21 protein-coding genes are annotated in these 24,875 nt (G+C 63.1%); 11 read left to right on the top strand and 10 right to left on the bottom strand.

The annotated features are described in order from the left end of the window. Nucleotides 1-242 precede the first annotated feature (242 nt). Nucleotides 243-1,712: a M48 family metalloprotease gene (locus NKG95_RS01890; protein WP_023721023.1), complete on the top strand. Its 1,470-nt coding sequence runs from the start codon at nucleotides 243-245 to the stop codon at nucleotides 1,710-1,712. Nucleotides 1,713-1,725: 13 nt separating this feature from the next. On the opposite strand, the gene NKG95_RS01895 is transcribed toward NKG95_RS01890, so the two are convergent. After that, on the bottom strand, nucleotides 1,726-2,583 hold the full coding sequence (locus NKG95_RS01895) for an RNA polymerase factor sigma-32 (protein ID WP_031194549.1): 858 nt from the start codon (nucleotides 2,581-2,583) through the stop codon (nucleotides 1,726-1,728). Between the two features lie 328 nt (nucleotides 2,584-2,911). Here NKG95_RS01895 and NKG95_RS01900 point away from each other — a divergent pair, with 328 nt between their 5' ends. The 3 genes from NKG95_RS01900 (at nucleotide 2,912) to NKG95_RS01910 (ending at nucleotide 5,257) form a co-directional block, all read left to right on the top strand. After that, on the top strand, nucleotides 2,912-3,685 hold the full coding sequence (locus NKG95_RS01900; protein ID WP_353039815.1) for an amino acid ABC transporter substrate-binding protein: 774 nt from the start codon (nucleotides 2,912-2,914) through the stop codon (nucleotides 3,683-3,685). Between the two features lie 121 nt (nucleotides 3,686-3,806). Further along, nucleotides 3,807-4,487: an ABC transporter permease subunit gene (locus NKG95_RS01905; protein ID WP_023721020.1), complete on the top strand. Its 681-nt coding sequence runs from the start codon at nucleotides 3,807-3,809 to the stop codon at nucleotides 4,485-4,487. Next, nucleotides 4,484-5,257, top strand: a complete 774-nt coding sequence (locus NKG95_RS01910; protein WP_352588268.1) for an amino acid ABC transporter ATP-binding protein — start codon at nucleotides 4,484-4,486, stop codon at nucleotides 5,255-5,257. Before NKG95_RS01905 ends, NKG95_RS01910 begins: the two co-directional genes overlap by 4 nt. Before the next feature lie 74 nt (nucleotides 5,258-5,331). On the opposite strand, the gene NKG95_RS01915 is transcribed toward NKG95_RS01910, so the two are convergent. The 7 genes from NKG95_RS01915 to NKG95_RS01945 all read right to left on the bottom strand — a co-directional run bounded on the left by NKG95_RS01915 (nucleotide 5,332) and on the right by NKG95_RS01945 (nucleotide 13,328). Beyond that, the gene (locus tag NKG95_RS01915) at nucleotides 5,332-5,913 is read right to left on the bottom strand and encodes a CarD family transcriptional regulator (RefSeq protein ID WP_006327799.1); all 582 of its coding nucleotides are present in this window, start codon (nucleotides 5,911-5,913) and stop codon (nucleotides 5,332-5,334) included. Between the two features lie 367 nt (nucleotides 5,914-6,280). After that, nucleotides 6,281-6,619, bottom strand: coding sequence for a ferredoxin FdxA (fdxA, locus tag NKG95_RS01920; protein WP_023721018.1), 339 nt, complete (start codon nucleotides 6,617-6,619; stop codon nucleotides 6,281-6,283). Between the two features lie 148 nt (nucleotides 6,620-6,767). Next, the gene (locus NKG95_RS01925) at nucleotides 6,768-7,154 is read right to left on the bottom strand and encodes an RNA-binding S4 domain-containing protein (RefSeq protein ID WP_023721017.1); all 387 of its coding nucleotides are present in this window, start codon (nucleotides 7,152-7,154) and stop codon (nucleotides 6,768-6,770) included. Nucleotides 7,155-7,166: 12 nt separating this feature from the next. Beyond that, nucleotides 7,167-10,583 carry a helicase-related protein gene (locus NKG95_RS01930; protein WP_353039817.1) on the bottom strand — a complete coding sequence of 1,139 codons (3,417 nt, stop codon included), beginning with the start codon at nucleotides 10,581-10,583 and terminating at the stop codon, nucleotides 7,167-7,169. Between the two features lie 398 nt (nucleotides 10,584-10,981). Continuing rightward, the gene (locus NKG95_RS01935) at nucleotides 10,982-11,281 is read right to left on the bottom strand and encodes a hypothetical protein (protein ID WP_353039819.1); all 300 of its coding nucleotides are present in this window, start codon (nucleotides 11,279-11,281) and stop codon (nucleotides 10,982-10,984) included. Between the two features lie 32 nt (nucleotides 11,282-11,313). Then, complete coding sequence (phbB, locus tag NKG95_RS01940; protein WP_023721015.1) at nucleotides 11,314-12,039, bottom strand: acetoacetyl-CoA reductase; 726 nt, start codon at nucleotides 12,037-12,039, stop codon at nucleotides 11,314-11,316. 104 nt (nucleotides 12,040-12,143) lie between these two features. Then, on the bottom strand, nucleotides 12,144-13,328 hold the full coding sequence (locus tag NKG95_RS01945; protein ID WP_352480897.1) for an acetyl-CoA C-acetyltransferase: 1,185 nt from the start codon (nucleotides 13,326-13,328) through the stop codon (nucleotides 12,144-12,146). A gap of 278 nt (nucleotides 13,329-13,606) precedes the next feature. Here NKG95_RS01945 and phaR point away from each other — a divergent pair, with 278 nt between their 5' ends. Next, a complete protein-coding gene (gene phaR / locus NKG95_RS01950; protein WP_023721013.1) occupies nucleotides 13,607-14,215 on the top strand; it encodes a polyhydroxyalkanoate synthesis repressor PhaR in 609 nt (202 codons plus the stop codon). Nucleotides 14,216-14,342: 127 nt separating this feature from the next. Here the strand turns inward: phaR and NKG95_RS01955 are convergent, their stop codons facing one another. Then, the gene (locus tag NKG95_RS01955; RefSeq protein WP_353039821.1) at nucleotides 14,343-14,789 is read right to left on the bottom strand and encodes a hypothetical protein; all 447 of its coding nucleotides are present in this window, start codon (nucleotides 14,787-14,789) and stop codon (nucleotides 14,343-14,345) included. Nucleotides 14,790-14,890: 101 nt separating this feature from the next. On the opposite strand from NKG95_RS01955, the gene NKG95_RS01960 reads away from it, so the two are divergent. After that, on the top strand, nucleotides 14,891-15,544 hold the full coding sequence (locus tag NKG95_RS01960; RefSeq protein ID WP_353039823.1) for a TetR/AcrR family transcriptional regulator: 654 nt from the start codon (nucleotides 14,891-14,893) through the stop codon (nucleotides 15,542-15,544). A gap of 41 nt (nucleotides 15,545-15,585) precedes the next feature. Here NKG95_RS01960 and NKG95_RS01965 read toward each other — a convergent pair whose 3' ends face one another. Then, nucleotides 15,586-16,734 (bottom strand): citrate/2-methylcitrate synthase, encoded by a 1,149-nt coding sequence (locus NKG95_RS01965; protein ID WP_353039825.1) that lies wholly within the window; start codon nucleotides 16,732-16,734, stop codon nucleotides 15,586-15,588. Between the two features lie 91 nt (nucleotides 16,735-16,825). Between NKG95_RS01965 and NKG95_RS01970 the strand changes: the two genes are divergently transcribed. The 5 genes from NKG95_RS01970 to NKG95_RS01990 all read left to right on the top strand — a co-directional run bounded on the left by NKG95_RS01970 (nucleotide 16,826) and on the right by NKG95_RS01990 (nucleotide 24,823). Continuing rightward, nucleotides 16,826-17,914 (top strand): citrate synthase/methylcitrate synthase, encoded by a 1,089-nt coding sequence (locus tag NKG95_RS01970; RefSeq protein ID WP_352788768.1) that lies wholly within the window; start codon nucleotides 16,826-16,828, stop codon nucleotides 17,912-17,914. Nucleotides 17,915-18,115: 201 nt separating this feature from the next. Continuing rightward, nucleotides 18,116-18,898, top strand: a complete 783-nt coding sequence (locus NKG95_RS01975; protein ID WP_023721008.1) for a 3-hydroxybutyrate dehydrogenase — start codon at nucleotides 18,116-18,118, stop codon at nucleotides 18,896-18,898. Nucleotides 18,899-18,924: 26 nt separating this feature from the next. Then, entirely contained in the window at nucleotides 18,925-20,055 is a 1,131-nt protein-coding gene (locus NKG95_RS01980) for a patatin-like phospholipase family protein (RefSeq protein ID WP_023721007.1), read from the top strand. Nucleotides 20,056-20,432: 377 nt separating this feature from the next. Continuing rightward, nucleotides 20,433-21,644 carry an efflux RND transporter periplasmic adaptor subunit gene (locus tag NKG95_RS01985; protein ID WP_353039827.1) on the top strand — a complete coding sequence of 404 codons (1,212 nt, stop codon included), beginning with the start codon at nucleotides 20,433-20,435 and terminating at the stop codon, nucleotides 21,642-21,644. A 2-nt stretch (nucleotides 21,645-21,646) separates the two neighbouring features. Continuing rightward, nucleotides 21,647-24,823, top strand: coding sequence for an efflux RND transporter permease subunit (locus NKG95_RS01990; protein ID WP_353020214.1), 3,177 nt, complete (start codon nucleotides 21,647-21,649; stop codon nucleotides 24,821-24,823). Nucleotides 24,824-24,875: the final 52 nt, after the last annotated feature.

Consider the following 24,875-nt stretch of genomic DNA (forward strand, 5'->3'; position numbering starts at 1 on the left):
TTATGGTCAAACCGGCGGAAGGCGAAGCGGCGCTTGCTTGCCATGGTCGAGGTAGTGTGGCTAGGTCCGCCAGGAGCTGGTCCGGCTTAGACCGTGATTTGCCCTTGCTGCCTCGTATCTGTCGGACGCCGTAGCACTTGATTTTGCGCGTGATGCTTTCCGGAAATCGCGCCCGATTTTCGCGGTCACGTGCCAGGACTTGAAAGGAAGCCGATCTGCCGACCGGCATCGACAATCGGAGGGTGAAACCGCTGGCGCGCTTTCTGGCGCTGGCCGGTCTTGCCGTGGCGCTGGCAAGCTGCCAGATGTTCACGCCTCCCGACGTGCAGGAATCAGGCTTTCAGCCCTCAGACAAGCCGATCACGGTCGACAACGTCGCCGCCAACGGCAAGCTCGCCCAACTGGCGAAGGCGCAGCACCCGCGCATCCTCGCCACCTATGGCGGAGAATATTCCGACCCCAAGCTCGAGCGCATGGTGGCCAAGATCGTCGGCAGACTGACCGTAGTGTCGGCCAACCCGACCCAGACCTACCGCATCACCATCCTCAACTCGCCCAACGTCAATGCCTTCGCGCTGCCGGGCGGCTATCTCTACATCACCCGGGGCCTGCTTGCCTTGGCCAACGATTCAGCCGAGCTTGCCGCCGTCATTGCGCATGAAATGGGCCATGTTACGGCCAATCACGGCCTGCAGCGCCAGCAGCTGGAAGCCGAAGAGGGGTTGGCGACCAAGGTCGTTTCGGATGTGCTCGGCGACAACCCGACGGCCAAGGCGGCGCTGATCCGCGGCAAGCTGAGGCTGGCCCAGTTCTCGCGCAATCAGGAGCTGGAGGCCGACGCCATCGGCATCAAATCGATCGGCGAAGCCGGTTTCGATCCCTACGCTGCCGGCCGCTTCTTGCAGTCGATGTCGGCCTATACCGATTTCCGCTCGATCAGCGGCGCCACCGACGCCAGCCTCGACTTCCTGGCGACGCACCCCAACACGCCGCAGCGTATCGACCTCGCGCAGCGCCACGCCCGCCAGTTCGGCGCGCCCGGTGTCGGGTCGCGCGATCGCGATTCATTCCTTTCCGGCGTAGACGGGCTGCTTTACGGCGACACACCGGAGGAAGGCTATGTGCGCGGCGAAACTTTCCTGCATCCTGGCCTCGGCGTGTCGTTCTCGGTGCCCAACGGCTTCATCATCGACAATTCGGCAGCGGCGGTGACGGCGACAGGCCCGGGCGACATCGCGATCCGCTTCGACGGCGTTTCGATCGACAAGGGCCGCTCGCTGACCGACTACATCCGCAGCGGCTGGGTTGCCGGCCTCGACGACAGCAGCGTGCGCCAGGAAACGATCAACGGCAACGAAGCGGCAACCGCGCATGCCGGCGCCGATGGCTGGCAATTCGATATTGCGGTGATCCGCGCCGGCGGCCAGGTCTACCGCTTGCTGACCGCGGCGCCTTCGGCCAGCACCTCGCTGAGCACGGTGGCGCGCTCGGTCAGCGGCTCGTTCCGCATCCTGAGTGCTGCCGAGAAGGCGGCGTTGAAGCCGCTGCGTATCCGCATCGTCACGGTGCAGCCCGGCCAGACAATGGGCTCCCTGGCCGCACAGATGGTCGGCGTCGACCGCAAGCTGGATTTGTTCAGGGTGCTCAACGCGCTGTCGCCGGGTGCCGCCGTTTCGGCCGGCGACAAGGTCAAGATCGTCACCGACAAATAGCAGCCGACGCGATTCAGGCTGCGAGAAATTCCGGGTTCTGCTTCACCAGCGCCGCCTTGAGCTTTTCCATGGCGCGCGCCTCGATCTGCCGGACACGTTCCTTGGAGATGCCGAGCGTCTCGCCGAGCGCTTCGAGCGTCGCGCCCTCGTCGCTCAGCCGGCGCTCCTCGATAATCCTGAGTTCTCGCGCATTGAGCGCGCCGAGCGCCGTCTTCAGCCAGACAGAGCGGCGTTCGACATCGATCGTGTCGCCGACGACCTCGTCGGGCAGCGGGTCATCCGAAACCAGGAACTCCATCCGCTCGGTTGCGCCCGCATCGTCGGCAAGCGGCGTGTTGAGCGAGCTGTCGGGTGCCGAAAGGCGGGAATCCATCATCGCCACATCGGCCTCGGAAACGCCGAGAGCCGCCGACACTTCGCGGTAAAGCGTGGCATTCGACGTCTGCTCGGCGCCGTTTGCCAGGCGGGCGCGTAGGCGCCGCAGGTTGAAGAACAGCGCCTTTTGCGCCGAGCTGGTGCCGCCGCGCACGATCGACCAGTTGCGCAGGATATAATCCTGCATCGAGGCGCGGATCCACCATGTCGCATAGGTCGAGAACCGCACCTCGCGCTCGGGCTCGAAACGGGCCGCGGCCTCCAGCAGCCCGACATGGCCTTCCTGGATCAGGTCGCCCAGGGGAAGGCCGTAGTGGCGGAACCGCGACGCCATGGAAATAACCAGCCGCATATGGGCGACGGTGATGCGGTGCAGCGCGTGCTGGTCATTGTTCTCCTTCCAGCGCAGCGCCAGGAGATGCTCTTCGTCGCGCTCCAGGTAAGGGGCTTTCATCGCCGCGCGAACCATGGTCCGTCCTGCACTGTCTTGCATCATGCCGCGCTCCTGCTTCAGGCGTTGCGGTGCGATCGCTGAATCGTGAGTTGGCGCCGATGGTTGAAATGGCGGCGCCGCGCCCTACAACAGCCAAGAACGTGCGATGCGGGGGAATGTTCCCCCGGACTGTCATGCCGATTGCGCTGTTCCAGGCGATTCGCCATCGGCCTTGACTCAGCCGGGTGGCGCCGGGAGGTGTTGGTTGAGAATGGGATTTCAAGGGCGCGAGATTTTTGAAATTTAGTTTCTTATTTTGGCATCGCGCATCTGTCATTTTCCGGCACTCGCAACGACGCCGGACATCGGCCAAGGACGGGATCACAGAAAAATGAAATGGCTCAAATCGCTCATTATCGCCGGAACGCTGCAGGTTCTGGCAATCGCCGCCGGTCATGCCGGCGCCAATCTCGACCAGATCAAGCAGTCCGGCGTCTTCAAGATCGGCACGGAAGGAACCTATGCACCCTTCACGTATCATGATCCTTCCGGCGCGCTGGTCGGCTTCGACGTCGAGATCGCCCGGGCCATCGCCGAGCGCCTCGGCGTCAAAGCCCAGTTCCTCGAAGGCAAATGGGACGGGCTGATCGCCGGTCTCGATGCCAACCGCTACGATGCCGTCATCAACGAGGTCGGCATCACCGAGGCGCGCAAGGCCAAATATGATTTCTCCGATCCTTACATCGCCTCCAAGGCGGTGCTGATCGTGCGCGGCGACAACACCGACATCAAGGGTTTCGCCGATCTCAAGGGCAAGAAGGCGGCGCAGTCGCTGACCTCGAATTTCGGCAAGCTGGCTGAAACCAATGGCGCCGAGCTCGTCGGCACCGACGGCTTCGACCAGTCGATCCAGCTTCTTCTCACCGGCCGCGCCGACGCCACCATCAACGACAGCCTGTCCTTCCTCGACTTCAAGAAGCACAAGCCCGACGCCAATGTGAAGATTGCCGCGCAGGAAGAAAACGCCGACTATTCCGGCGTCATCGTGCGCAAGGGCGATCCGGAACTGGTGGCCGCCATCAATAAGGCGCTGGCCGACATCAAGGCCGACGGTACCTACCAGAAAATCGCCGATACCTATTTCGGCCAGGACGTTTCGAAGTAAACGGCTTTTCTCGCGTGGGCCGAATGCCGGCCCGCGTCGTTCATGTCGCGGCGAGCTGTCTTTGACGGCCCGCCGCTTTCGCGTGATATGAGCGACGGCAATCTGGCAAGGAGGAGGCTTCGTGCCGCACTGGCTGCAATTGATGCTGGAATCCCTGCCTACGCTGCTGTGGGCTGCACTGATCTTCACCGTGCCGTTGACGCTGCTGTCGTTTGCATTCGGTCTTGTCCTCGGCCTGGTCGTGGCGCTTGTCCGGCTGTTCGGTCCCAAACCGCTGGTCGCCGTGGTCCGCTTCTATGTCTGGATCTTCCGCGGCACGCCGCTTCTCGTGCAACTGTTCCTTATCTTCTACGGCCTGCCATCGGTCGGCATCCTGCTCGACGCTTTTCCGGCAGCACTGATCGGCTTTACCTTGAACATCGGCGCATATTCGTCGGAAATCATCCGCGCCGTCATTGGTTCGGTGCCGAAGGGCCAGTGGGAAGCGGCCTATTCGATCGGCATGACCTGGGCCCAGGCAATGCGGCGCACCATTCTTCCACAGGCGGGGCGCGTCGCCGTGCCGCCGCTGTCCAACACCTTCATCTCGCTGGTCAAGGATACATCGCTCGCCGCCGCCATTACCGTGCCCGAGATGTTCCAGGCGGCGCAGCGCATTGTCGCCACCACCTATGAGCCGCTGATCCTCTATGTCGAGGCAGCGGCTCTCTACCTGGTCATGAGCTCCGTGCTGTCGGCCTTGCAGGCCCGATTGGAAACGCGGCTCAACCGCTATGGTGGCTTCCTGGAGGCGCGTGCATGATCGGCCTCACCAACATCGAAAAGCGTTTCGGCGACAATTTGGTGCTGAAGGGTGTGACCGTCACCATCGAGGAAGGCAGCGTCACCGCGCTTGTCGGGCCATCGGGCGGCGGGAAAAGTACGCTTTTGCGCTGCATCAACCTGCTCGAACTGCCGACTTCAGGCACGGTGCGGATCGGCGACGATGCACTCGAATTCCACCCCGGCGGCAGGGTCTCGACCAGGGATATCCAGCGGCTGCGGCTGCAGACCGGCATGGTGTTCCAGAATTTCCAGCTGTTTCCGCATCGCACCGCGATCGAGAACATCATGGAGGGGCTGGTGACGGTGCTGAAATGGCCCAAGGAAAGGGCGCGCGAACGGGCGCTCGCCCTGCTCGAAAAGGTCGGCATGGCGCACAAGGCCGACGCCTGGCCGGCGACGCTGTCAGGCGGCCAGCAGCAGCGCGTGGCGATTGCCCGGGCGCTGGCGCCGTCGCCGAAAGTGCTGCTCTGCGACGAACCGACCTCGGCACTCGATCCGGAACTGGCGCAAGAGGTGGTCGACGTGCTCGGCAAGCTCGCCAGCGAGGGCACGACCATGGTGATGGCGACGCATGATCTGAGGCTCGCCTCCAAGATCGCGCGGGAAGTGGTGTTCCTCGATGCCGGCAACATCGTCGAACAAGGGCCGGCCGCGGTGCTGTTCAGCAACCCGGAGCGCCAGCGGACCAAGCGGTTCATCGCCACGCTGAAGCAGGAGGCGGAAAGGGAGGGCGGTGTCGAAGGTTAGATATGCATTCGCCGATCCCAAAAATAAAAACCCGGCGCGAGGCCGGGCTTTTCTGAATTCGAAGGCGAAAAGGCTCAGGCGGCCTCTTCCTGCTCGGCTTCCTCGTTGTCGGCCTTGGCGCCGCGCTTCGGGCCCTTGTTGAGGTTCACCTCGATAAGGCGCACCGCTTCGGTCTCCGACATGCGGTTGACGGCCGCGATCTCGCGGGCCATGCGGTCGAGGGCCGCCTCGTAGAGCTGGCGCTCGGAATAGGACTGCTCCGGCTGGTTGTCAGCGCGATAGAGGTCGCGCACCACTTCCGAGATCGAGATCAGATCGCCGGAGTTGATCTTGGCATCATATTCCTGGGCGCGGCGCGACCACATGGTGCGCTTGACGCGGGCCCGGCCCTGCACGACCTTCAGCGCGCGCTCGACATAATCCTCTTCCGACAGCTTGCGCATGCCGATCGAGGTCGCCTTGGCGACTGGCACCTTCAGGCGCATCTTGTCCTTCTGGAAGTCGATGACGAACAGTTCCAGCTTGTGGCCCGCGACTTCCTGCTCATCGATCGAGACGATCTGGCCGACACCATGCGCCGGATAGACGATGTACTCGCCGGTCTTGAAACCGTGGCGCGCTGCGGTGGACTTCTTCTGCGGGGTGATCGTTGCCATTACGCCCTGAACTCCTTGTTGTGGTACCGGCATCGTGCCGGCCCGAACTCGTGCGACCGGGGTGACCGGTCCTTAGCCACACAACGATGAACTCACCGGAAGGCCAGGACCGGCAAATCGCAACATTGCGACCGCCTGCCCCAGATCGCTCTGGTCCGGATTGAGAAATTCACCTTTCAGTGATTTGGGGCGTTTGCGCCATAAATCGACGTTGTGTCACCGGCATGTTGGGTTGATGTAACACAAAAAGTCGGAAGAATCAAGGTTTTGCTGCACGCGCGAAGGCCATGCGCCATCGCCGCCTGTCAAGGCGGTTAATGTATCACGTCTGTTACGCCGCGTCAGGCTGCCGCAATCAGCGCCTTCGTCAATCGCCTTCGCCGGGCTCCGGGGAGAAATATTTCTCGAATTTGCCAGCTTCCCCGTCGAAGGATTTGGCGTCGGCCGGGGGCTCCTTCTTGGCGGTGATGTTGGGCCATTTATCGGCATATTCGGTGTTGATCTGCAGCCATTTGTCGAGGCCCGACTCGGTGTCGGGCTTGATCGCGTCGGCCGGGCATTCCGGTTCGCAGACGCCGCAGTCGATGCACTCGTCCGGGTGGATGACGAGCATGTTCTCACCTTCGTAGAAACAGTCGACCGGACAGACCTCGATGCAGTCCATGTATTTGCATTTTATGCAATTGTCGGTCACGACATAGGTCATTGGTCGGCTCCGGGACGTCCCATTTTGTTGGGCTTTTTTGGTGAGGTAACGCCTTTGTCCGCCGCTGGCAAGGGCAGCCCTTGCCAGCGGTGCCGGGGTTTCCGGAATGGAATTCCAGAGGCCCGGCAAAGCGGAAGTTCGACCTTGCTCAATCGTCGCCGAGCAGGTGGTCGGTCTGGCGGCGTTCCTTCTTCGTCGGGCGACCGCTGCCGGCCTCGCGCAACGGCGGCACCGCATCCGGAAGCGCCTCGCCCTTGGGCGCGGGGGGCGGCGACATGTCCTCGTAAAGCAGGCGGGCTTCTTCGGCTGGGCCGCGCCGTGCGCCGGTGCCAAGGACTTTCCAGACGAAGATCCGCCGCTCGAGCGTGATGGTCAAAACGTCACCCGGCCGGACCGTATCGGATGCCTGCGCTGCTTTGTCGCGATTGATGCGGACGCGTCCGGTAACGACCAGCTTGGCTGCCAGCGTGCGCGATTTTACCGCGCGCGAGAAGAACAGCCACTTGTCGATGCGCTGGCGGGCATCAGTGACCATCGGACGAACAGCTTACTTCTTCAGCTGGTCGCGCAACGCGGCGAGCTTGGCGAAGGGCGAGTCCGGATCGAAGCGGACCGGGCGTTCCTCACGCGGCTTTGGCTGGAAGGCGGGCTTTGCGCCTTGGGCGCCGCCTTTGCCGTCCTGCCGGCCAGCCTTCCAGTCGGGCCGGTTTTCGCGCCGGTCGGGGCGTTCGCCTTGCGGCTTGCCGGCGCGCTGCTCTGCCGCCTCGCCTTGCGGCTTGGGCTTGAACTTGCTGCGGTCGAAGCGTGGCTTGCCGGCGCCGTCGCGCTGGTCGTGGCGCCCTTGACGGGCGGGCCGGTCGCCCGGCGTCGGTTGCCCGCCGGCATCTACCGGCGCATCGCTGCGGCCGTCCGGCGCAGATTGACCATTGCGCGCGCGACTGTCCCGATGATTGTCCCGGGGGCGGTTGTCATGCTGGCGATGACGCGGACGTTGATCGAAGCGACCCTGCCGCCACAACAGGATAGGTTTTGGCTCCTCGGCTTCTGGGGCAGCTTCGTCAGCGACGACTTCCGCCGTTGCTGCAGGTTCGGCCGGCGATGCTTGCATAGTGTCGGAAACCGGCGGCTCTGCCGGTGCCGTAGCCTCAGTTTCCGCCCCAAGTTCCGTCCTTGGCTCAACCGCTGGTTCTGCAGCCGCTTCGGCGGCGGGCTGGGTCTCTTGCGTGACTTCTGCCGCAGCTTCAGGGGCTGGAGCTTGCGGCTGGTCTTCCGCGACAGGCTCTGCCGCCGCTTCGGTCACGGCTTCGGCCGCCTCCGCAACAGGAGCCGCATCCGACACAGGCTCCGAAACCTCCGCCGAAACCTCCGCCGGCGGCTCTGCCGCGGCAGCTGCTTCCGCCATCCTCGCCTGCTCGGCTCGCGTTGCCTCTTCCGCCGCCTGCTTTGCAGCGGCCGCTTCACGCGCGGCATTGTCCTGTGCTTCGAGCCGCGCCTTGACCTCGGCCGCCGGCTTGGCATCGGCGCGATAGCCGAGCCCCTTCAGGATTTCTTCCATGTCGTCGGCGGTGGCGCCGAGGATCGACATCATCGGCGGCGTGACCATGAAGGACTGACCGTCATAGGCGCCGTCGGGGCGAGGCCCGAGGCCCGGCTTCCAGTTGGTCGCCGGCCGGATCAGGTCGGCCAGCCGTTCGAGAATATCGACGCGTACAGCACGCCGGCCAAGATTGCGGTAGCCCGCCAGCTTGTAGAAGGTCTTGTCGAAGGTTGGATCGATGACCACCGAGGTGCGGCCGGAGGCCAGTGCGTGAACGACATCGCCGAAGCCGGGCTTGTCCTTGCCGTCGTTTCTCAGCGCCCACAGCAGCGTTATCAACCCGGCCGGCGCCGGCTTGATCAGCGCCGGCACGAAGACATGGTAGGCGCCGAAGCGCACGCCGAGACGGCGAAGCGCCGCGCGGCCCTCCTGGTCGAGCGACTTCATCTCGTCGGCGATGTCGCGACGGTTGATGAGGCCGAACTGCTCGACGAGCTGGAAAGCGATGCCGCGGCCGATGCCGGTGATCTGCTCGGCATTCTTGTGATCGACCAGCGGCTTCAGCAGGGATTCGATCTGGAAATTGACGAAGCGCTCGGCGCGCGCCGCAACCTTGTCGCGGGCCGGGCCGGTGAGTTGCTCGTCGGCGAGCAGAACGAGACGCGGCTTCAAAGCGTCTTCGCCAGCGACCAGCGTGCCGATCGGCGCGCCGATCCAGCGCAGCGTGCCATCCGAACCCAGCGCGATGTCGCCATTGGCCGAGGCGCCGAAGCGTTCGGCACGCGCCTCGAACTCGGCGGCAAGCGCCTTCTGCGCCGCCGCCCGCACCGCCTTGGCGTCCTCGCCGCCGGCGCTCTGGTCGGCGGTGAAGCGGAAACCCTGCAACTCGCCGACGTGATGGCCTTCGACGAGGACGGTTCCGGTTGGGCTGATTTCGGCTTCAGGCATCGTGTTTTCTCTAAGGCGCCGCATGAGGACGGAAGTCCTGCGGTCTACAAAACGTTTCGTCAACCGCTCATGCAGCGCATCCGACAATCTGTCTTCGATTTCGCGCGTCTTTTCCTGCCAGTGTGCCCGATCGGCCAGCCAGCCGGGCCGGTTGGAAACGAAGGTCCATGTGCGGATCTGGGCAATCCTGTGCGATAGCGTGTCGATATCGCCTTCAGTGGTGTCGGCCCGGCGCACCTGCTCGGCCATGTAGTTCTCGTCGACATGGCCGTGCCTGGCAAGGTCCATGTAGATGGAGGCGATCAAGTCGGCGTGCTGGGCCGGCGCGATCTTCCTGTAGTCGGGCAGCGCGCAGGCTTCCCACAGCAGCGCCACCCGCCTGGCGTCGGTGGTGAGTGCCCGGATGTCCTCGTCGCGCGACAGATGCTCGAGCGCCTGCGCGTCCACGGCCGGCAGTGCGCGCGTCAGGCCTTCGACCGGGGCGTTGGTCTCGATCGAGCGCTTCAGCGCATCGAGGTTGGCGAAATCGAAATGCGCGGTACGCCACTGCAGCACTTTCACCGGATCGAAATCATGCGCCTCGATCTTCTTGACCAATTCCTCATCCAGCGGATCGACCTGGCCGGTGACGCCGAAGGTGCCGTCGCGCAGATGCCGGCCGGCACGGCCGGCAATCTGGCCGAGCTCGGCCGCGGTCAGGTTGCGGTACTGGTAGCCGTCGAATTTGCGATTCTGGGCGAAGGCGACGTGGTCGAGGTCGAGGTTGAGGCCCATGCCGATGGCGTCGGTGGCGACGAGGTAGTCGACATCGCCCGACTGGAACAGCGCCACCTGGGCGTTGCGGGTGCGCGGGCTGAGCGCGCCGAGCACGACGGCGGCACCGCCCTGCTGGCGGCGGATCAGCTCGGCGATGGCATAGACCTCGTCGGCCGAGAAGGCGACGATCGCGGTGCGCCGCGGCAGGCGGGTCAGCTTCTTCGAGCCGGCATAGGCAAGATGCGACAGCCGTGGCCGGGTCACCACCGACACGCCCCGCAGCAGGCGCTGCAGAATGCCGTGCATGGTGGCCGCACCCAGCAGCAGCGTCTCCTGGCGGCCGCGCAGATGCAGGATGCGATCGGTGAAGATGTGGCCGCGTTCGAGATCGCCAGCGAGCTGGACCTCGTCGATGGCAACGAAGGCGGCGTCGGTCTCGCGCGGCATCGCTTCCACCGTGCAGACCGAGTATTTCGCGCCCGCCGGCTGGATCTTTTCCTCGCCGGTGATGAGCGCAACCTTATGGGCGCCGACCTTCTCGCAGACGCGCGTATAGACCTCGCGGGCAAGCAGCCTGAGCGGTAGGCCGATGACGCCGCTCTCATGCGCCACCATGCGTTCGATGGCGAGATGGGTCTTGCCGGTATTGGTCGGGCCGAGCACGGCCGTCACGTCTCGACCCGACAGGATCAGCGGTTCAGTGTGTTTCGGATGGATGTTCATCGGCCTGGAAATAAGGCTCTCTGCCTCGCATTGTCGGGAGCGCGCCCATATTGGCCGCGTATGACAGGCGACACATAGGGATTTCGGGCGCGAAGCGAAAGCGGAATGTGCCGAGGGCAGGCTGATTGGTCGGTTCGAAGCCAGAAATCTGTTCCCGATTAACAGTTGGAACGAGTCTGGAACGAATCAGCGACGAATCACTGACTCGCGCTGATTCAGGTTTTGTTCACGGCTACATCTGGGATTTCTGCCGGCGAGTCTCACCACATGCTGAATCACAGAAACTGGCCCGATTCATGCAGGCGGCATTCAAACGAGCACCACCGTTAACCTTTGCCGGTGAATGATCGTGGCCGGCCAATCTGCTTCGCCCAACATTATGAAATTATTGATGTTTCCTAATGCGCTTTAATCATTTCGAGGGTGTTTTCGGCTCTCGCCGTTAACGTTCCGCTCAAAGCCGGAACGAATCGGCGACGAATCAGCGATAGGCAAAGTTTCTTGGTTTGTTCACCGCAACATGTTGTGTTGTGAACAGCTTTTCCACCGAGAATCCACAGGCTGCCGGGAAGTTTTTGCACAGGCTGCGCAGCGCCCGTTAACCTTTGCGTGCCGGATTGGGGCAGCGTGCTGAATCGAGATCTTGCAACGGGAAGACCGCTATAGAAACGGGCCGTTTTGCAGGCCCGTTCGTCCAAGCGCGTATCTATCTCAACGTAAAGATAAACGGTCAGGCGATGTACTGCCCGCCATTGGCTGATATGGTCGAGCCGGTGATGAACCCGGCATCGTCGGAAGCGAGGAAGACGACGCAGCGCGCGATCTCCTCCGGCTCGCCGAGACGGCCGACCGGGATCTGCGGAAGGACACGCTCGTTGAGCACCTTCTCGTCCATCGCTTTGACCATCTCGGTGGCGATGTAGCCGGGGCAGATGACGTTGACGGTGATGCCGGCGCGCGCGCCTTCCTGGGCCAACGCCTTGGTGAAGCCGATATCGCCGGCCTTCGAGGCCGAATAATTGACCTGGCCGACCTGCCCTTTCTGGCCATTGATCGAGGAGATGGTGATGACGCGGCCGAATTTGCGGTCGCGCATGCCGCCCCACAACGGATGCGTCATGTTGAAGACGCCGGAAAGGTTGGTGTCGAGGACCTCTTTCCATTGCTCGCGCGTCATCTTGTGGAACATCGCGTCGCGCGTGATGCCTGCATTGTTGACCAGCACCGATACGGGACCGAGATCGGCCTCTACCTGTTTGATGCCGGCAGCGCAGGCCTCGTAGTCGGCAACCGACCATTTGTAGACCGGGATGCCGGTCGCTGCCTTGAACTTTGCTGCCGCTTCCTCATTGCCGGCGTAGTTTGCGGCAACCGAATAGCCGGCGCTTTTCAAGGCGACCGATATCGCCGCGCCGATGCCGCGCGACCCGCCTGTGACGATTGCAACCTTTGTCATGTGTCCTCCCGGGCAATGCAGATGACTGAGCGTTGAAGCGGTAGGGTTTGCCCTCTATTCCCTACTCGCTTTGCGCCAGTATCCTATTCGTATCGCTTATCTCATCACAATGCTTCCACGCACATGGCAACGCCCATGCCGCCGCCGATGCACAGCGTGGCAAGACCTTTCTTGGCACTTCTGCGACGCATTTCGTAGACCAGCGTGTTGAAGATGCGGGCGCCCGAGGCGCCGACCGGATGGCCGATGGCGATGGCGCCGCCGTTGACGTTGACGATGGACGGGTCCCAGCCCATGTCCTTGTTGACGGCGCAGGCCTGCGCGGCGAAGGCCTCGTTGGCTTCGACCAGATCGAGGTCGCCGACCGACCAGCCGGCCTTGGCCAGCGCCTTGCGCGAGGAGGGGATCGGTCCCGTCCCCATGATCTGCGGGTCAACGCCGGCGGTCGCCCAGGAAACGATACGCACCAGCGGCGTGATGCCGCGCCTTGCGGCTTCCGCTTCGGTCATCAGCACCACGGCGGCGGCGCCGTCATTGATGCCGGAAGCATTGGCTGCTGTCACCGTGCCGTCTTTGTCGAAGGCGGGCTTGAGCTTGGTCATGGCGTCGATCGTCGCGCCATGGCGGATGTACTCGTCCTGGTCGACTATCGTGTCGCCCTTCCTGCCCTTGACTGTGAAGGCAACGATCTCGTCGTTGAATTTTCCGCCTTTCTGCGCAGCCTCGGCCTTGTTCTGGGAAGCCAGTGCGAACTGGTCCTGGTCGTCGCGGGTGATTTGGAACTGGCGGGCGACGTTCTCCGCCGTGTTGCCCATATGATAACCATAGAAGGCATCGGTCAGGCCGTCCTTGATCATGGTGTCGATCAGCTTGAAATCGCCCATCTTGACGCCACCGCGCAGATGCTGCGCATGCGGAGCCATCGACATCGATTCCTGGCCGCCGGCAACGATGATTTTTGCATCGCCCTGGGCGATCTGCTGCATGCCGAGCGCGATGGCGCGCAGGCCGGAGCCGCAGAGCTGGTTCAGGCCCCAGGAGGTCGCCTCCTGCGGCACGCCGGCGGCCATGGCCGCCTGCCGCGCCGGGTTCTGCCCTTGAGCCGCGGTCAGGATCTGGCCGAGAATGACCTCGTCCACCTCCTTGCCGTCGACGCCGGCGCGGGCAAGCGCTTCCCTGACGGCGACGGCACCCAGTTCATGAGCTGGCGTGTTGGCGAAGGCGCCGTTGAAGGAGCCGACAGGCGTGCGCGCCGCACTGGCGACAACGATGGCGTTGGAAGCGGACATGTTCTTCTCCAGACTTTCGGGGAGCGATTTCGGGTGCCGTCGGGGACTTTTCTTGCCCTTTCCACAACCCGAGTCAAACCCGAAATGGGCATGGCGTTCCTCCGCGGCAAGCAGGCCGCGCGTCGCTGCGATGACGGCCCATCCGTGCTGCGCAGCATAAAATGTTCCCGCACTGCACAAACAGCTTGGATTCATGACGCTTTTGCGCATATCCTTTAACAAGGCGCAATCGTTACCGGCGGCTTACTTAAGCTGGCCGGTGTCCGGGGAGGATGCAGATGGCCGCGAAAGACGAACCTATTGTTATCAAGAAATATGCCAATCGCCGTCTCTACAATACGGGCACCAGCACCTATGTGACGCTCGAGGATCTCGCAGAAATGGTCAAAAAAGGCGAGGACTTTACTGTCCAGGACGCCAAGACCGGCGACGACATCACGCATCCGGTGCTGACCCAGATCATCTTCGAGCTGGAGAACAAGGACGGGCAGAACATGCTGCCGATCCCGTTCCTGCGTCAGCTCATCGCCTACTACGGCGACCAGATGCAGATGATCGTGCCAAGCTTTCTCGAACAGTCGATGCTGGCCTTCTCGAAGGAGCAGGAACGCTTTCGCGAGCAGATGAAAGATGCCCTCGGCAAGTCGCCGATGGACATGATGAAGATCGCGACGCCGATCAAGGTGTTGGAGGAGCAGACTCGGCGTAACATGGAAATGTTCCAGAACGCCATGCGGCTGTTCACGCCGTTCCCGCCTGCGGGGTCTGCGCCGGCAGCAGCACCGGCCGAACAGGCCAGGAAAGAAACACCGGAAAAACCGGACGACCTTCAGGAGCTGAAGGAGCAGATCGCCGCGATGCAGCGCAAGCTCGACACGATGTCGTGACTGCCGGCCGGCGAAGCGCCGGCCCAAAATTTCCCTCAGCAGGCCTGTGTCAGAAAACATCTTCGCCTCGAAGGTGAAGATGTCATCCACGCTCTATTTTGTGGCACGCTCTATTTCGTGGCATGCCCTATTTCGTGGTCACCGTCACCAGAGCGGTAACAGGTTTGCCGTCTACTAGAATGGGCCGGTGATGATCATCGGCAAGAAGCACGCCGATCACGTGTCTGCCGGCGGCATCCGGGCAATGGCCGAAACGGGCCTTGATAAGATCACCGCCAAAGTCGCTGTCCATGCTGTTGTACGGCTTGCCGGGGATGTTGCAGGTGTCTCCGTTGGGATCGATCTTCATATGCACGTGGCCGCATTGCTTGATTTCCCCGCACTCACCCGCAGTGAGCAGCCTGAAGTTGCTCCTGACGACAACGCCTATCGCCTTCTCAGGAGAATTGCCCAGTTCGACAACTGAACCTGCCGTCGGCCAGACGACTTCCAGGGTGGGCCGATCCTCGGCCTCGGCAGATACGAGCGACAATAAGGAGAAAGCGAGGGCAGTCGTTGCGGTGATGCGAAACATGGTAACCTCCGTTGCGATGTAAACATTGATTACATACGCAGCGCTCGAACACAAGGGAAATAATCAGTGATTACATTCCGCTCTCGTGCTATTTGACTGAGATGACCAAGACAACTGATTCCGACGAAGCCGGAGATGCCAAGCGATACCATCACGGCAATCTCGTCGAGGCCTTGATCACGGCAACCGTGGAGATCATCGAGGAGCGGGGAGCCGAGCATGTGTCCGTACGCGAGGCCGCAAAACGTGCCGGCGTTTCGCCCGGCGCGCCATTCCGGCATTTTCGATCGAAAACAGCGCTGCTCACCGCGGTCGCCGAACAGGCCATGGATCGGCTGACAAAGGCCGTTGTCAAGGCGCGGTCGAAAATCGACAGCGCAGATCCCATTGAGGCCTTCGAAGCAATCGGACAAGGCTATCTGGAATGGGCAATTAGCAACCCCACGCATTTCCAGATCATCAGTTCCCGAACCCTGATTGATTTTGAAGGGTCGGACAGCCTTCGTGATCAGAATGAGGCTATTCGGCGGACGATGATCGACTTGCTGACGCAAGCGCAACAACAGGGTCGGCTTGCTCCCGGCACCGACTTTGATCATCTTGTGCTTGCCGCGCGTGCACTCGTTTATGGGTTGGCACGCATGGCGATCGATGGTCATTTCCGGGAATGGCATCCGTCCGAGCCGCCAGCCCTGGCCGCGCAGCGGGCTCTCCGACTTTTCATGAGCCGGATGACCATTCCATCTAAAGCTTAATCCGCCAGCACCCAAAAAAGGGCCCGCGATTGCGTCGCCAGCTAATGGAACTCCGGCAGCGGTCCCTGGTAGCGGGCGCGTGGTCTGATCAGGCCGCTGCTTGTCACCTGCTCCACGGCATGCGCGGCCCAGCCGATGCTGCGGCCGAGCGCAAACAAGCGAAACGGCGCATCGGACGGCAAACGGAGGCTGCGCGTCAGCGCGGCCAAGGCGAAATCGACGTTCGGGCGCATGCCCGTTGCCGCAAAGGCCGCATCGCAAAGCCGTAACAGCCCATCATCGACATCGATCGCGGCCAGCAACGGTTCCGCACGCGGATCGCCGTCGGGATAAAGCGGATGGCCAAATCCGGGCAGTGGCCTGTCGTGACCGAGCCAGCGTCCGACAGCCGCATCCGGCCCCAATCTCTGCGCATCCTCCGCCAGCATCATGACCGCCTCCGCGGCGCCGCCATGGCGCGGACCGGAGAGCGTGGCGAGGCCAGCAAGCAGGCAGGCCGAAACAGGTGCACCGGTGGACGCGGCGACCCGCGCGGCGAAGGTCGATGCGTTCAGTTCGTGATCGGCCAACAGCACCAGCGAGCGGCGGATCAAGTCTGCGCCGGCTGCATCGAGGGACCAGCCCTGCGCCAGTCGTTCGTGCACGGCACCGATTCCGCGAACCGCGCCGAGCGCCTGGGCCAGAGCGGCGATGGCGCCGGCCGCATCGTGGTTGAGCGAAGCCGCCCTGCGGCCGAGCGAAGGCCGGCCCTTGGCCGCCAACGCGGCCAATTCCGCGAAGGCAGCCGGCCGGCCAGTTGCGCCGTTGCCATGGCGGCTCGCCGACACGAACGACACTGGTGCGTCAGATGCCCAAAGCAGGTTTGCCGTCTGCTCCAGCGTGGTAGTCTCGCAGAGTGCAACCGCATCCTGGCCACGATAGACGAGGCGGCCGTGCAAAACGGTCGAGATCGTGGTGGCGATCGCCGGCTCACCCCAGGCAATTGCACTTTCGGCGATTGCCTGGGGATTTCGGCCGCGCGCCCGGCGGCTCGCCAGCGCCGCGATGTCGTCGGCGCGATACTGGCTGCGGCGTGGGTCGGCCCGATCCGGCCGCATGCCGATGCGTCCGCGGCTGACATAGGCATAGAGCGTCTGGGCGCGCACCTTGAGGCGCTCCAGGGCTTCGTCCCGCGTCAGCCACTCAGTCATGTAAACCTGGCATGTTGATTCGGTTGATCAAGATTGATGGTCCAGCCGCCAACCCTTATCTACGACCCGGAAAGGGTCAAGGAGAAAACCAATGGCGAATGGGCTCGATGATGTGGTGGCGGCAGAAACGGTGCTCTCCGATGTCGACGGTCTTGGCGGCCGCCTGACCATCCGGGGCCATTCGTTGCCGGAACTGGCAGGCCGCTGGAAATACGCCGACGTGGTTCGGCTGCTGTTCGACGGCTCTTTCGACGATCTTCCCGGCGAAAAGGAGCTGGCGAAAGCGATCGGCCGGGCGCGCAGTGAAGTGTTCGAGCGGATCGAACCCTTGCTGCCGTTTCTCGCATCCCTCGATATTTACAGCGCGATGCGCGCCGGCATTGCCCTACTGCCGGACGGCGACAAATTGCCGGACGCGCTCAGGCTGGTTGCGGCACCTGCCGTGCTGACGCCGGCCTTGCTGCGCTTGCAGCGCGGCGAAAGCCCAATTGCGCCTGATCGCAAGGCCGATCATGCCGCCGACATGCTGCGGATGCTGACCGGCATGGCGGCCTCGCCGAAGTTGGCGAAAGCGCTCGATACCTATCTTGTGACGGTTTGCGACCATGGCCTCAACGCATCGACCTTCGCCACGCGCGTGGTCGCCTCGACGCAGGCGGGGCTTACTTCGGCGGTGCTGGCCGGACTCGGAGCGCTCAAGGGGCCGCTGCATGGCGGCGCGCCAGGTCCGGTGATCGAGATGCTGGATGCGATAGAAGCGCATGGCGACGCCGCCATCTGGCTGCGCGACGAGATCGCGCGCGGCCGCCGCATCATGGGCTTCGGGCATCGCATCTACCGTGTGCGCGATCCGCGTGCCGACGTGCTGAAAGCGGTGGTGCGGCAACTCGGCGCCGAGGGCGAAGCCGGCCACCGGCTGGCGTTTGCCGAAAGCGTGGAGCAAGCGGCGCTTGAAGTGCTTCGCATCGCCAAGCCGTCGCGCTCGCTCCAGACCAATGTCGAGTTCTTCACAGCACTTCTGCTGGAGGCCGCGGGCTTTCCGAAAGAGGCGTTCACCAATGTCTTTGCTGCCGGGCGCGTCGCCGGCTGGATCGCCCACGCCCGCGAGCAGCAGACGAGCGGACGGCTGATCCGGCCGCAGTCGCGCTATATCGGGCCGGTGCCGGACCTCGTCGCCTAAGGATTTTCCCCCGCATGCTTTGCGGAAACCGGCCCCGCTACAGCCGGTGCCAGACACTCTCTCGTCAAGGTGAGAGAGGTCCTCATGACAAAAATTTCATGTCATTGCTCCACACATCCGCTGTTCTTGGGTGGCAGAGAGCTTATATGCTGCAGTGCAGCATGGTTCCGCGGGAGCCCGCCTCGAAAGGAATAAGCCGCCTTGACCGCCAGAAAAACCGCCATCGTCACCGGTTCCACCTCGGGCATCGGCCTGGCCATTGCCCACGCGCTCGCGGCCGAAGGCTGCAACATCGTCGTCAATTCCTTTTCCGACACCGCCGACGACCACGCCATCGCCGACGCAATTGCGAAACACCACAAGGTCCAGACCGCCTATGTCAAGGCTGACATGTCGAAGCCGGCCGAGTGCCGGGCTCTGGTCATGAAGGCAGCCGAGACATTCGGCTCGGTCGACATCCTGGTCAACAATGCCGGCATCCAGCATGTCGCGCCGGTGGAAAGCTTCCCGATCGAGAAGTGGGATGCGATCATCGCCATCAACCTGTCATCGGCCTTCCACACCATCGCCGCCGCCATCCCGTTGATGAAACAGGCCGGTGGCGGCCGGATCGTCAACGTCGCCTCGGCCCATGGGCTGGTGGCCTCGCCGTTCAAGTCGGCCTATGTCTCGGCCAAGCACGGCATTATGGGCCTGACCAAGACGGTCGCCCTGGAACTGGCGCGCGACAAGATCACCTGCAATGCCATTTGTCCCGGCTATGTGCTGACGCCGCTGGTCGAGGCGCAGATCCCCGACCAGATGAAGGCCAACAAGATGGACCGCGAGACTGTGGTCCGCGAGGTCATGCTCGAAAAGCAGCCGACCAAGGAGTTCGTCACCGTCGAGCAGGTTGCGGCGGCGGCAGTGTTCCTGTGCTCGGATGCGGCAGCGCAGATCAACGGCACGCACATCTCTGTCGATGGCGGCTGGACCGCTCAGTGAGCCGTCCAGCGGTCAAGGGTCACGCCATGCCGAAAAACGGCAAGGCGGAGGAGCCAAAGAAGATCAACATCGCGCTGCAAGGCGGGGGTTCGCACGGGGCGTTTTCCTGGGGCGTGCTCGATCGGCTGCTCGAGGACGGGCGCCTCGATATAACGGCGGTTTCGGGCACCAGCGCCGGCGCCATGAATGCCGTCGCGCTGGCCGACGGCTTTGTCCGCGGCGGCGTCGAGGGCGCGCGGCGGAAGCTCGACGATTTCTGGCGTGCGGTGGCGGCAAAGGGCCGCTTCAGCCCAGTGCAGCGCATGCCTTGGGACGTCGCCTGGGGCAATTGGTCGATCGAGAACACGCCCGGCTATTTCCTGTTCGACACGATGTCGCGGGTATTTTCGCCCTATGTCGCAAATCCGCTCGCCATCAATCCGCTGCGCGACGTGGTCGAACGTGAGATCGATTTCGACAATGTGCGCGCCTGCAAGTCGATGGAACTGTTCATTTCCGCGACCAATGTCGAGACCGGCCAGTTGCGTGTCTTCTCGGACGGCGAGATCGACCTCGACACGGTGATGGCGTCGGCCTGCTTGCCGCAATTGTTCCGTGCCGTCGAGATCAAGGGCGTGCCCTATTGGGATGGCGGTTATGGCGGCAACCCGGCACTGTTCCCGTTCTTCAAGACAGCGGCCACCGAGGACGTGCTTTTGGTGCAGATCAATCCGGTGGTCCGCGAGGGGACGCCGAAGAGCGCCAATGAGATCCAGAACCGCATCGACGAGATCACTTTCAATGCCGGGCTGTTGCGCGAATTCCGCTCGATCGCCTTCGTCAAGGAACTGATCGCCGCCGGCCGATTGCCGCACGGCGAATATCGCGACATCCGCATGCACCGCATCGATGCCGACGAGGCGTTCAAGGATCTATCGGCATCGTCCAAGGTCAATGCCGAATGGGCGTTCCTTGCCTATCTGCGCGACCTCGGCCGCACCGCAGCCAGTGACTGGCTGGAAGAAAATTACGACGCCGTCGGCAAGCGGCCGACGATCGATCTGTCCGGCGAGCTCGACGACGGCTTGAAGCCGGTGCGCGGGCCGGCGCCGGGCCGGCGGGTCAAGGAGTTTCTTGCGGCGCGCAAGCAGCCCGAGGCCGCCCGCCGTCCGGCCTAGAACGATTCATCCTTTCGGAAACGCCGAACCGCTCTATCTTTTTTGACGCAATTCCGGACGGAAAACCGTTTCACACTTTTTCTGGAATTGTTCTGGCTCCCCCGCAAAGCAGATGACATCGCAATCTGTCCAATCATCCTGACACTTGCTGCCATACCGCTGTTTTGGCGATCAACAGCCGATGCTGCAGCCGCATCTTTGCGGACAAAGCAACAATCCATCAACTTTTCTGACTATATTGCGATGCAACTTTGAGGTAGAAGCGCGCTTCGCCGATCACGGCAATTTGAATACGGCCTCGCGCGCACCCATATCGGCGACGCGCCCCAAGTAGAAGATGCGGCCTGGCCGAACCCCGCGCACTGGAAAAAATGACGATGCCGAAATTCAGGTTTCACAAGCTTGCAGCCATTGTTGTGCTCATCGGGTTCGCCGGCTGGATGGCGACAGGCGAATTCTCGTCCGTCGGCAGCGCGTCCGCCGACAACAAGCGCAAGGCAGGAGAGGTCGAGCAGCCCAAGGCAGCCGACGTAGGCAAGCCCCAAACTGGCGAACAGGGAGCTGCCAAGCCGGGGACTGCCGAGGCAGAACAGCCCAAGGCGCCGTTGCGCACGGTCGCGGTCATAACCCCGCCGCGGCGTACCTATGCACGCGCTATCCGCATTTCCGGACTGACCGAAGCCGATAAACGCGCCGTCCTGGCGACACGCGTAGCAGGCGTCATCGACAAGCTGCCGGTCAAGCAGGGTCAACACGTCAAGACCGGCGACCTCGTGCTGATGCTTGCCGCCGAGGAAAAAATCTCGGCGGTCGACAATGCCAAACAACTTGTCGTGCAGCGTGAGGCGGAACTGGCTGCGGCCTTGCGGTTGATGAAAACCGGCAATCTGCCGACGCTGCAGCTCGATACGGCCCGCTCCAACCTGTCGCTGGCCAAGTCGCAACTGGACGCCGCGCAAGCCGAGCTCGACCGCAACGAGGTGAAGGCGCCCTTCGACGGTGTCATCGACCGGGTGCCGGTGGAGCTTGGCAGTTCCGTCATGCAGGGCGGCGAGGTGGCGACCATTCTGAAGCTCGATCCGGTGATCGCCCGCGGCGAAGTCAGCGAACGCGATCTCGGCTATCTGAAGATCGGTGACGAAGCCAATGTGCGCCTGGTCAGTGGCCAGATCGTCAAGGGTACGGTGCGCTACATCAGCCGGGATGCATCTTCGGCAACCCGTACCTTCCGGGTTGAAGTCGCTATCCCCAATGCCGATGGGTCCGTACCGGCCGGCATGACGGCAGAAATTGCGCTCAGCGCCCAGCCGACCGACGCCGTGATGCTGCCGCGATCGGTGGTGACGCTCGGCGACAAGGGCGACCTCGGCATCCGCGCCGTCGACAAGGATGACAAGGTCGTGTTCTTCCCGATCGACCTGGTCGACGACACGCCGACCGGCCTGGTGCTCGGCGGCATTCCGGCCGACGCCCGCATCATCGTCGCTGGCCAGGAGCTGGTGAAGGAAGGCGAAGTGGTCAAGCCGGTCGAGGCCGACCAGGCGACCATTCAAAAGCTGTTGGGCGAAGCGACGACCGGGACGCAGTAATCATGGACATCGTCAAACTTGCAATCAGCAATGCCCGGCTGACCATTGCGGTCCTGGTCTTTCTCATCCTTGCCGGTGCGGTCGCCTACCAGTCGACGCCGAAGGAAGCGGAACCCGACGTTCCGATTCCGATGATGTATGTCAGCCTGATCTACCAGGGAATCTCGCCGGAAGACTCCGAACGCCTCCTGCTGCGGCCGATGGAAGCCAAGCTGAAGAGCCTGAAGGGCCTCAAGGAGATGCGCTCGGCCGCCTTCCAGGGCGGCGGTTATGTGCTGGTCGAATTCCAACCACAGACGGATCTCGCCACCGCGCTGCAGGACACGCGCAGCAAGGTGCAGGACGGCAAGGCCGACCTGCCGCAAGCGGCTGAGGAGCCCGTGGTCTCCGAGGTCAACATCTCCGAGTTCCCCGTCCTGGTCGTGACGCTGTCGGGCGAGGTGCCCGAGCGCGTGCTGACGGCGGCGGCGCGCGAGTTGCGCGACCGCATCGAGGAAGTGCCTGGCGTGCTCGAGGGCTCATTGCAGGGTGCGCGCGACGACCTCGTCGAAGTGGTCATCGATCCGATGAAACTTTCGTCCTACGGGCTGCAGCTCGACCAGTTGATCGGTGCGGTCGGCGCTTCCAACAGTCTTGTCGCCGCCGGCAACATCGAAGGATCCGAGGGCAAATACGCAGTCAAGGTGCCCTCGCTTATCGAGACACCAGAAGATGTGGCGGCGCTTCCGGTCGTCGCCGGCCCCAACGCGGTGGTGCAGGCCAAGGATATCGCCACCATCCGCTCGACCTTCAAGGACGCCGAGACGGTTACCCGCCTGGACGGCAAGCCGGCGATTGCCATCGAGGTGAAGAAGCGCATCGGCTCCAACCTGATCGATACGATTGGCAAGGTCAGGGAGGTGTCCGACGCCTTCATCAAGACGATGCCGGAGGGCATGCACGTCACCTACACGCAAGACAAGTCCGTCTTCGTGAACCAGTTGCTCGGCGACCTTCAGAACCACGTGATGATCGCCGTCATCCTGGTGTTCATTGTCATTCTCTACGCGCTGTCTGGCCGTGCCTCGCTACTGATCGGATTGGCCATCCCCTCATCCTTCCTGATCGGCATCCTGTTGCTGGCGATGATGGGCTACACGATCAACATGATCGTGCTGTTCAGCCTCATCCTGGCGGTCGGCATGCTGGTCGACGATGCCATCATCGTCACCGAATTCGCCGAGCGACGCATGAGCGAGGGCATGCCGAAGGAACAGGCGTTCGCGCTTGCGGCCAAGCGCATGGCCGGCCCGGTCATCGCCGCGACGATGACGCGCATTGCCGCCTTCTCGCCGCTGTTGTTCTGGCCGGGCATCATCGGCGATTTCATGAAATACATGCCGATCACGTTGATCGTGACGCTCTCGGCCTCGATGCTCTATGCGCTGGTCTTCGCGCCGACGCTGGGCGCCATATTTGCCAAGGCGCCGGCTCATCACCCCGACGACAATCGCGACGGCTGGTACATGGCCGTGGTCAAGCAGGCGGTGCATTATCCCATCACCGTGCTTGTCCTTACCGTCGCGCTGTTGTTTGGCGTGGGCTACGCCTATTCGAAATTCGGCGCCGGCGTCGAATTCTTCCCGAATGTCGAGCCTGACTACGGCCTGCTCTATGTCCACGCCCGCGGCAATCTTTCGCTTGCCGAAATGGACGCGGCCACCAAGACGGCGGAAAATCGGCTGCTCGGCTGGCCGGGCGTGAAGTCTGTCTATACCCGTGTCGGCAAGACGCAGGGCGGCGGCCAGGACGTTCCGGAAGACGTGGTCGGCGTGATCCAGTATGAATTCGTCGATTGGCGCGAGCGCAAATCGGCGAACTCAATCCTGGACGAGTTGCGCGGCGTGATGGCCGGCATTCCCGGTGTCGACGTCGAGGTTCGCGTGCCGGAAGCCGGCCCGCCCACCGGCAAGCCGATCCAGATCAGGCTTTCGGCCGTCGACCCGAAGGGTCTTGACGACAAGGCCCGCGCCGTCGCCACGCGCATTGCCAAGGTGCCCGGCGTCATCGATATTTCCGATGGCCTGGCGCCGCCCGGCGTCGATTGGGCGCTCGAGGTCGATCGCGCCAAGGCGGCGCAGTACGGCATCAGTCCGACCGCGGTCGGAACGGTCGTGCAACTGGTGACCAACGGGCTGAAGCTCAGCGAGTACCGCCCCGCCGGCGCCGACGATGCAGTCGACATCAGACTGCGCCTGCCCGAGGATCGGCGCACGCTGTCGACGCTCGACGAACTCAGGGTTCAGACCGCGCAAGGCTCGGTGCCGATCTCGAACTTCGTCGTACGCAAGCCGGAGCCGACGGTCGGTATCCTCAATCGCATCGACGGCGCGCGAACGGTGGTCGTCCAGGCCAACGTCGCTGCCGGCGCCCAGGTGGCTGCCGTCCAGCAGGAGGTCACCAAAGCTGTCGCCGACATGAACCTCGGCAGCGGCATTCGCTGGAAGCTTGCCGGTTCCAATGAGGACAGCGCGGAGGCCGGGGCCTTCCTCAGCAAAGCCTTCGGTGCCGCGATCTTCCTGATCTTCATTGTGCTTCTGGCGCAGTTCAACAAGTTCACCAGCGTCTGGCTGGTGCTGTCCTGCGTGGTCATGGCGACGATCGGCGTGTTCCTAGGGCTGCTGCTGACGGGAGAGGCATTCGGCATCGTCATGTCGGGCATCGGTGTCATCGCGCTGGCCGGCGTGGTGGTGAACAACAACATCGTGCTGATCGACACCTACGACCGGTTGCGCGAAGAGGGCTGGGACAAATACGAAGCCGTTCTGCAGACCTGCCGCGAACGTGCCCGCCCGGTGGTGCTGACGGCAGTGTCGGCGATCCTCGGCGTGCTGCCGATCGCTTTCGGCCTCGGCCTCGAAATCTTCCATCACGAGACGACGATCAACGCGCCGTCGACGCAATGGTGGATTTCGCTGTCGTCGGCGATCGTCTTCGGCCTGTCCTTCGCCACCGTGCTGACGCTGGTGGTGACGCCGTCAATGCTGATGGTGTTCACCCGCGCCAAGGTAAAACCCGGTGCGCGTCGGGGCTGGTTCAGTCGCCTGTTGGGGCGCGGCAAGGCCGAGATCTCGTCGGAAGGCCTGGAGGCCGATCTGGGCGCCGAACCGGCGATCGCCTTCCCGAAGGCCGCCGAATAGAGGCTGAATCGCCGTTCTGATCAAGCAAAGGCCGCCCGGGAACAATGGGCGG

This window comes from Mesorhizobium sp. M1423 (genome assembly GCF_040317575.1).
Classification (GTDB): domain Bacteria; phylum Pseudomonadota; class Alphaproteobacteria; order Rhizobiales; family Rhizobiaceae; genus Mesorhizobium.

Bases quoted from the DNA above. Each gene is read 5' to 3' on its own strand.
- NKG95_RS01895 (WP_031194549.1), bottom strand. From the start codon at position 2,583: ATGATGCAAGACAGTGCAGGACGGACCATGGTTCGCGCGGCGATGAAA.
- NKG95_RS01900 (WP_353039815.1), top strand. From the start codon at position 2,912: ATGAAATGGCTCAAATCGCTCATTATCGCCGGAACGCTGCAGGTTCTG.
- NKG95_RS01910 (WP_352588268.1), top strand. From the start codon at position 4,484: ATGATCGGCCTCACCAACATCGAAAAGCGTTTCGGCGACAATTTGGTG.
- NKG95_RS01915 (WP_006327799.1), bottom strand. From the start codon at position 5,913: ATGGCAACGATCACCCCGCAGAAGAAGTCCACCGCAGCGCGCCACGGT.
- fdxA (WP_023721018.1), bottom strand. From the start codon at position 6,619: ATGACCTATGTCGTGACCGACAATTGCATAAAATGCAAATACATGGAC.
- NKG95_RS01925 (WP_023721017.1), bottom strand. From the start codon at position 7,154: ATGGTCACTGATGCCCGCCAGCGCATCGACAAGTGGCTGTTCTTCTCG.
- NKG95_RS01930 (WP_353039817.1), bottom strand. From the start codon at position 10,583: ATGAACATCCATCCGAAACACACTGAACCGCTGATCCTGTCGGGTCGA.
- phbB (WP_023721015.1), bottom strand. From the start codon at position 12,039: ATGACAAAGGTTGCAATCGTCACAGGCGGGTCGCGCGGCATCGGCGCG.
- NKG95_RS01945 (WP_352480897.1), bottom strand. From the start codon at position 13,328: ATGTCCGCTTCCAACGCCATCGTTGTCGCCAGTGCGGCGCGCACGCCT.
- phaR (WP_023721013.1), top strand. From the start codon at position 13,607: ATGGCCGCGAAAGACGAACCTATTGTTATCAAGAAATATGCCAATCGC.
- NKG95_RS01955 (WP_353039821.1), bottom strand. From the start codon at position 14,789: ATGTTTCGCATCACCGCAACGACTGCCCTCGCTTTCTCCTTATTGTCG.
- NKG95_RS01960 (WP_353039823.1), top strand. From the start codon at position 14,891: ATGACCAAGACAACTGATTCCGACGAAGCCGGAGATGCCAAGCGATAC.
- NKG95_RS01965 (WP_353039825.1), bottom strand. From the start codon at position 16,734: ATGACTGAGTGGCTGACGCGGGACGAAGCCCTGGAGCGCCTCAAGGTG.
- NKG95_RS01970 (WP_352788768.1), top strand. From the start codon at position 16,826: ATGGCGAATGGGCTCGATGATGTGGTGGCGGCAGAAACGGTGCTCTCC.
- NKG95_RS01980 (WP_023721007.1), top strand. From the start codon at position 18,925: ATGCCGAAAAACGGCAAGGCGGAGGAGCCAAAGAAGATCAACATCGCG.
- NKG95_RS01985 (WP_353039827.1), top strand. From the start codon at position 20,433: ATGCCGAAATTCAGGTTTCACAAGCTTGCAGCCATTGTTGTGCTCATC.
- NKG95_RS01990 (WP_353020214.1), top strand. From the start codon at position 21,647: ATGGACATCGTCAAACTTGCAATCAGCAATGCCCGGCTGACCATTGCG.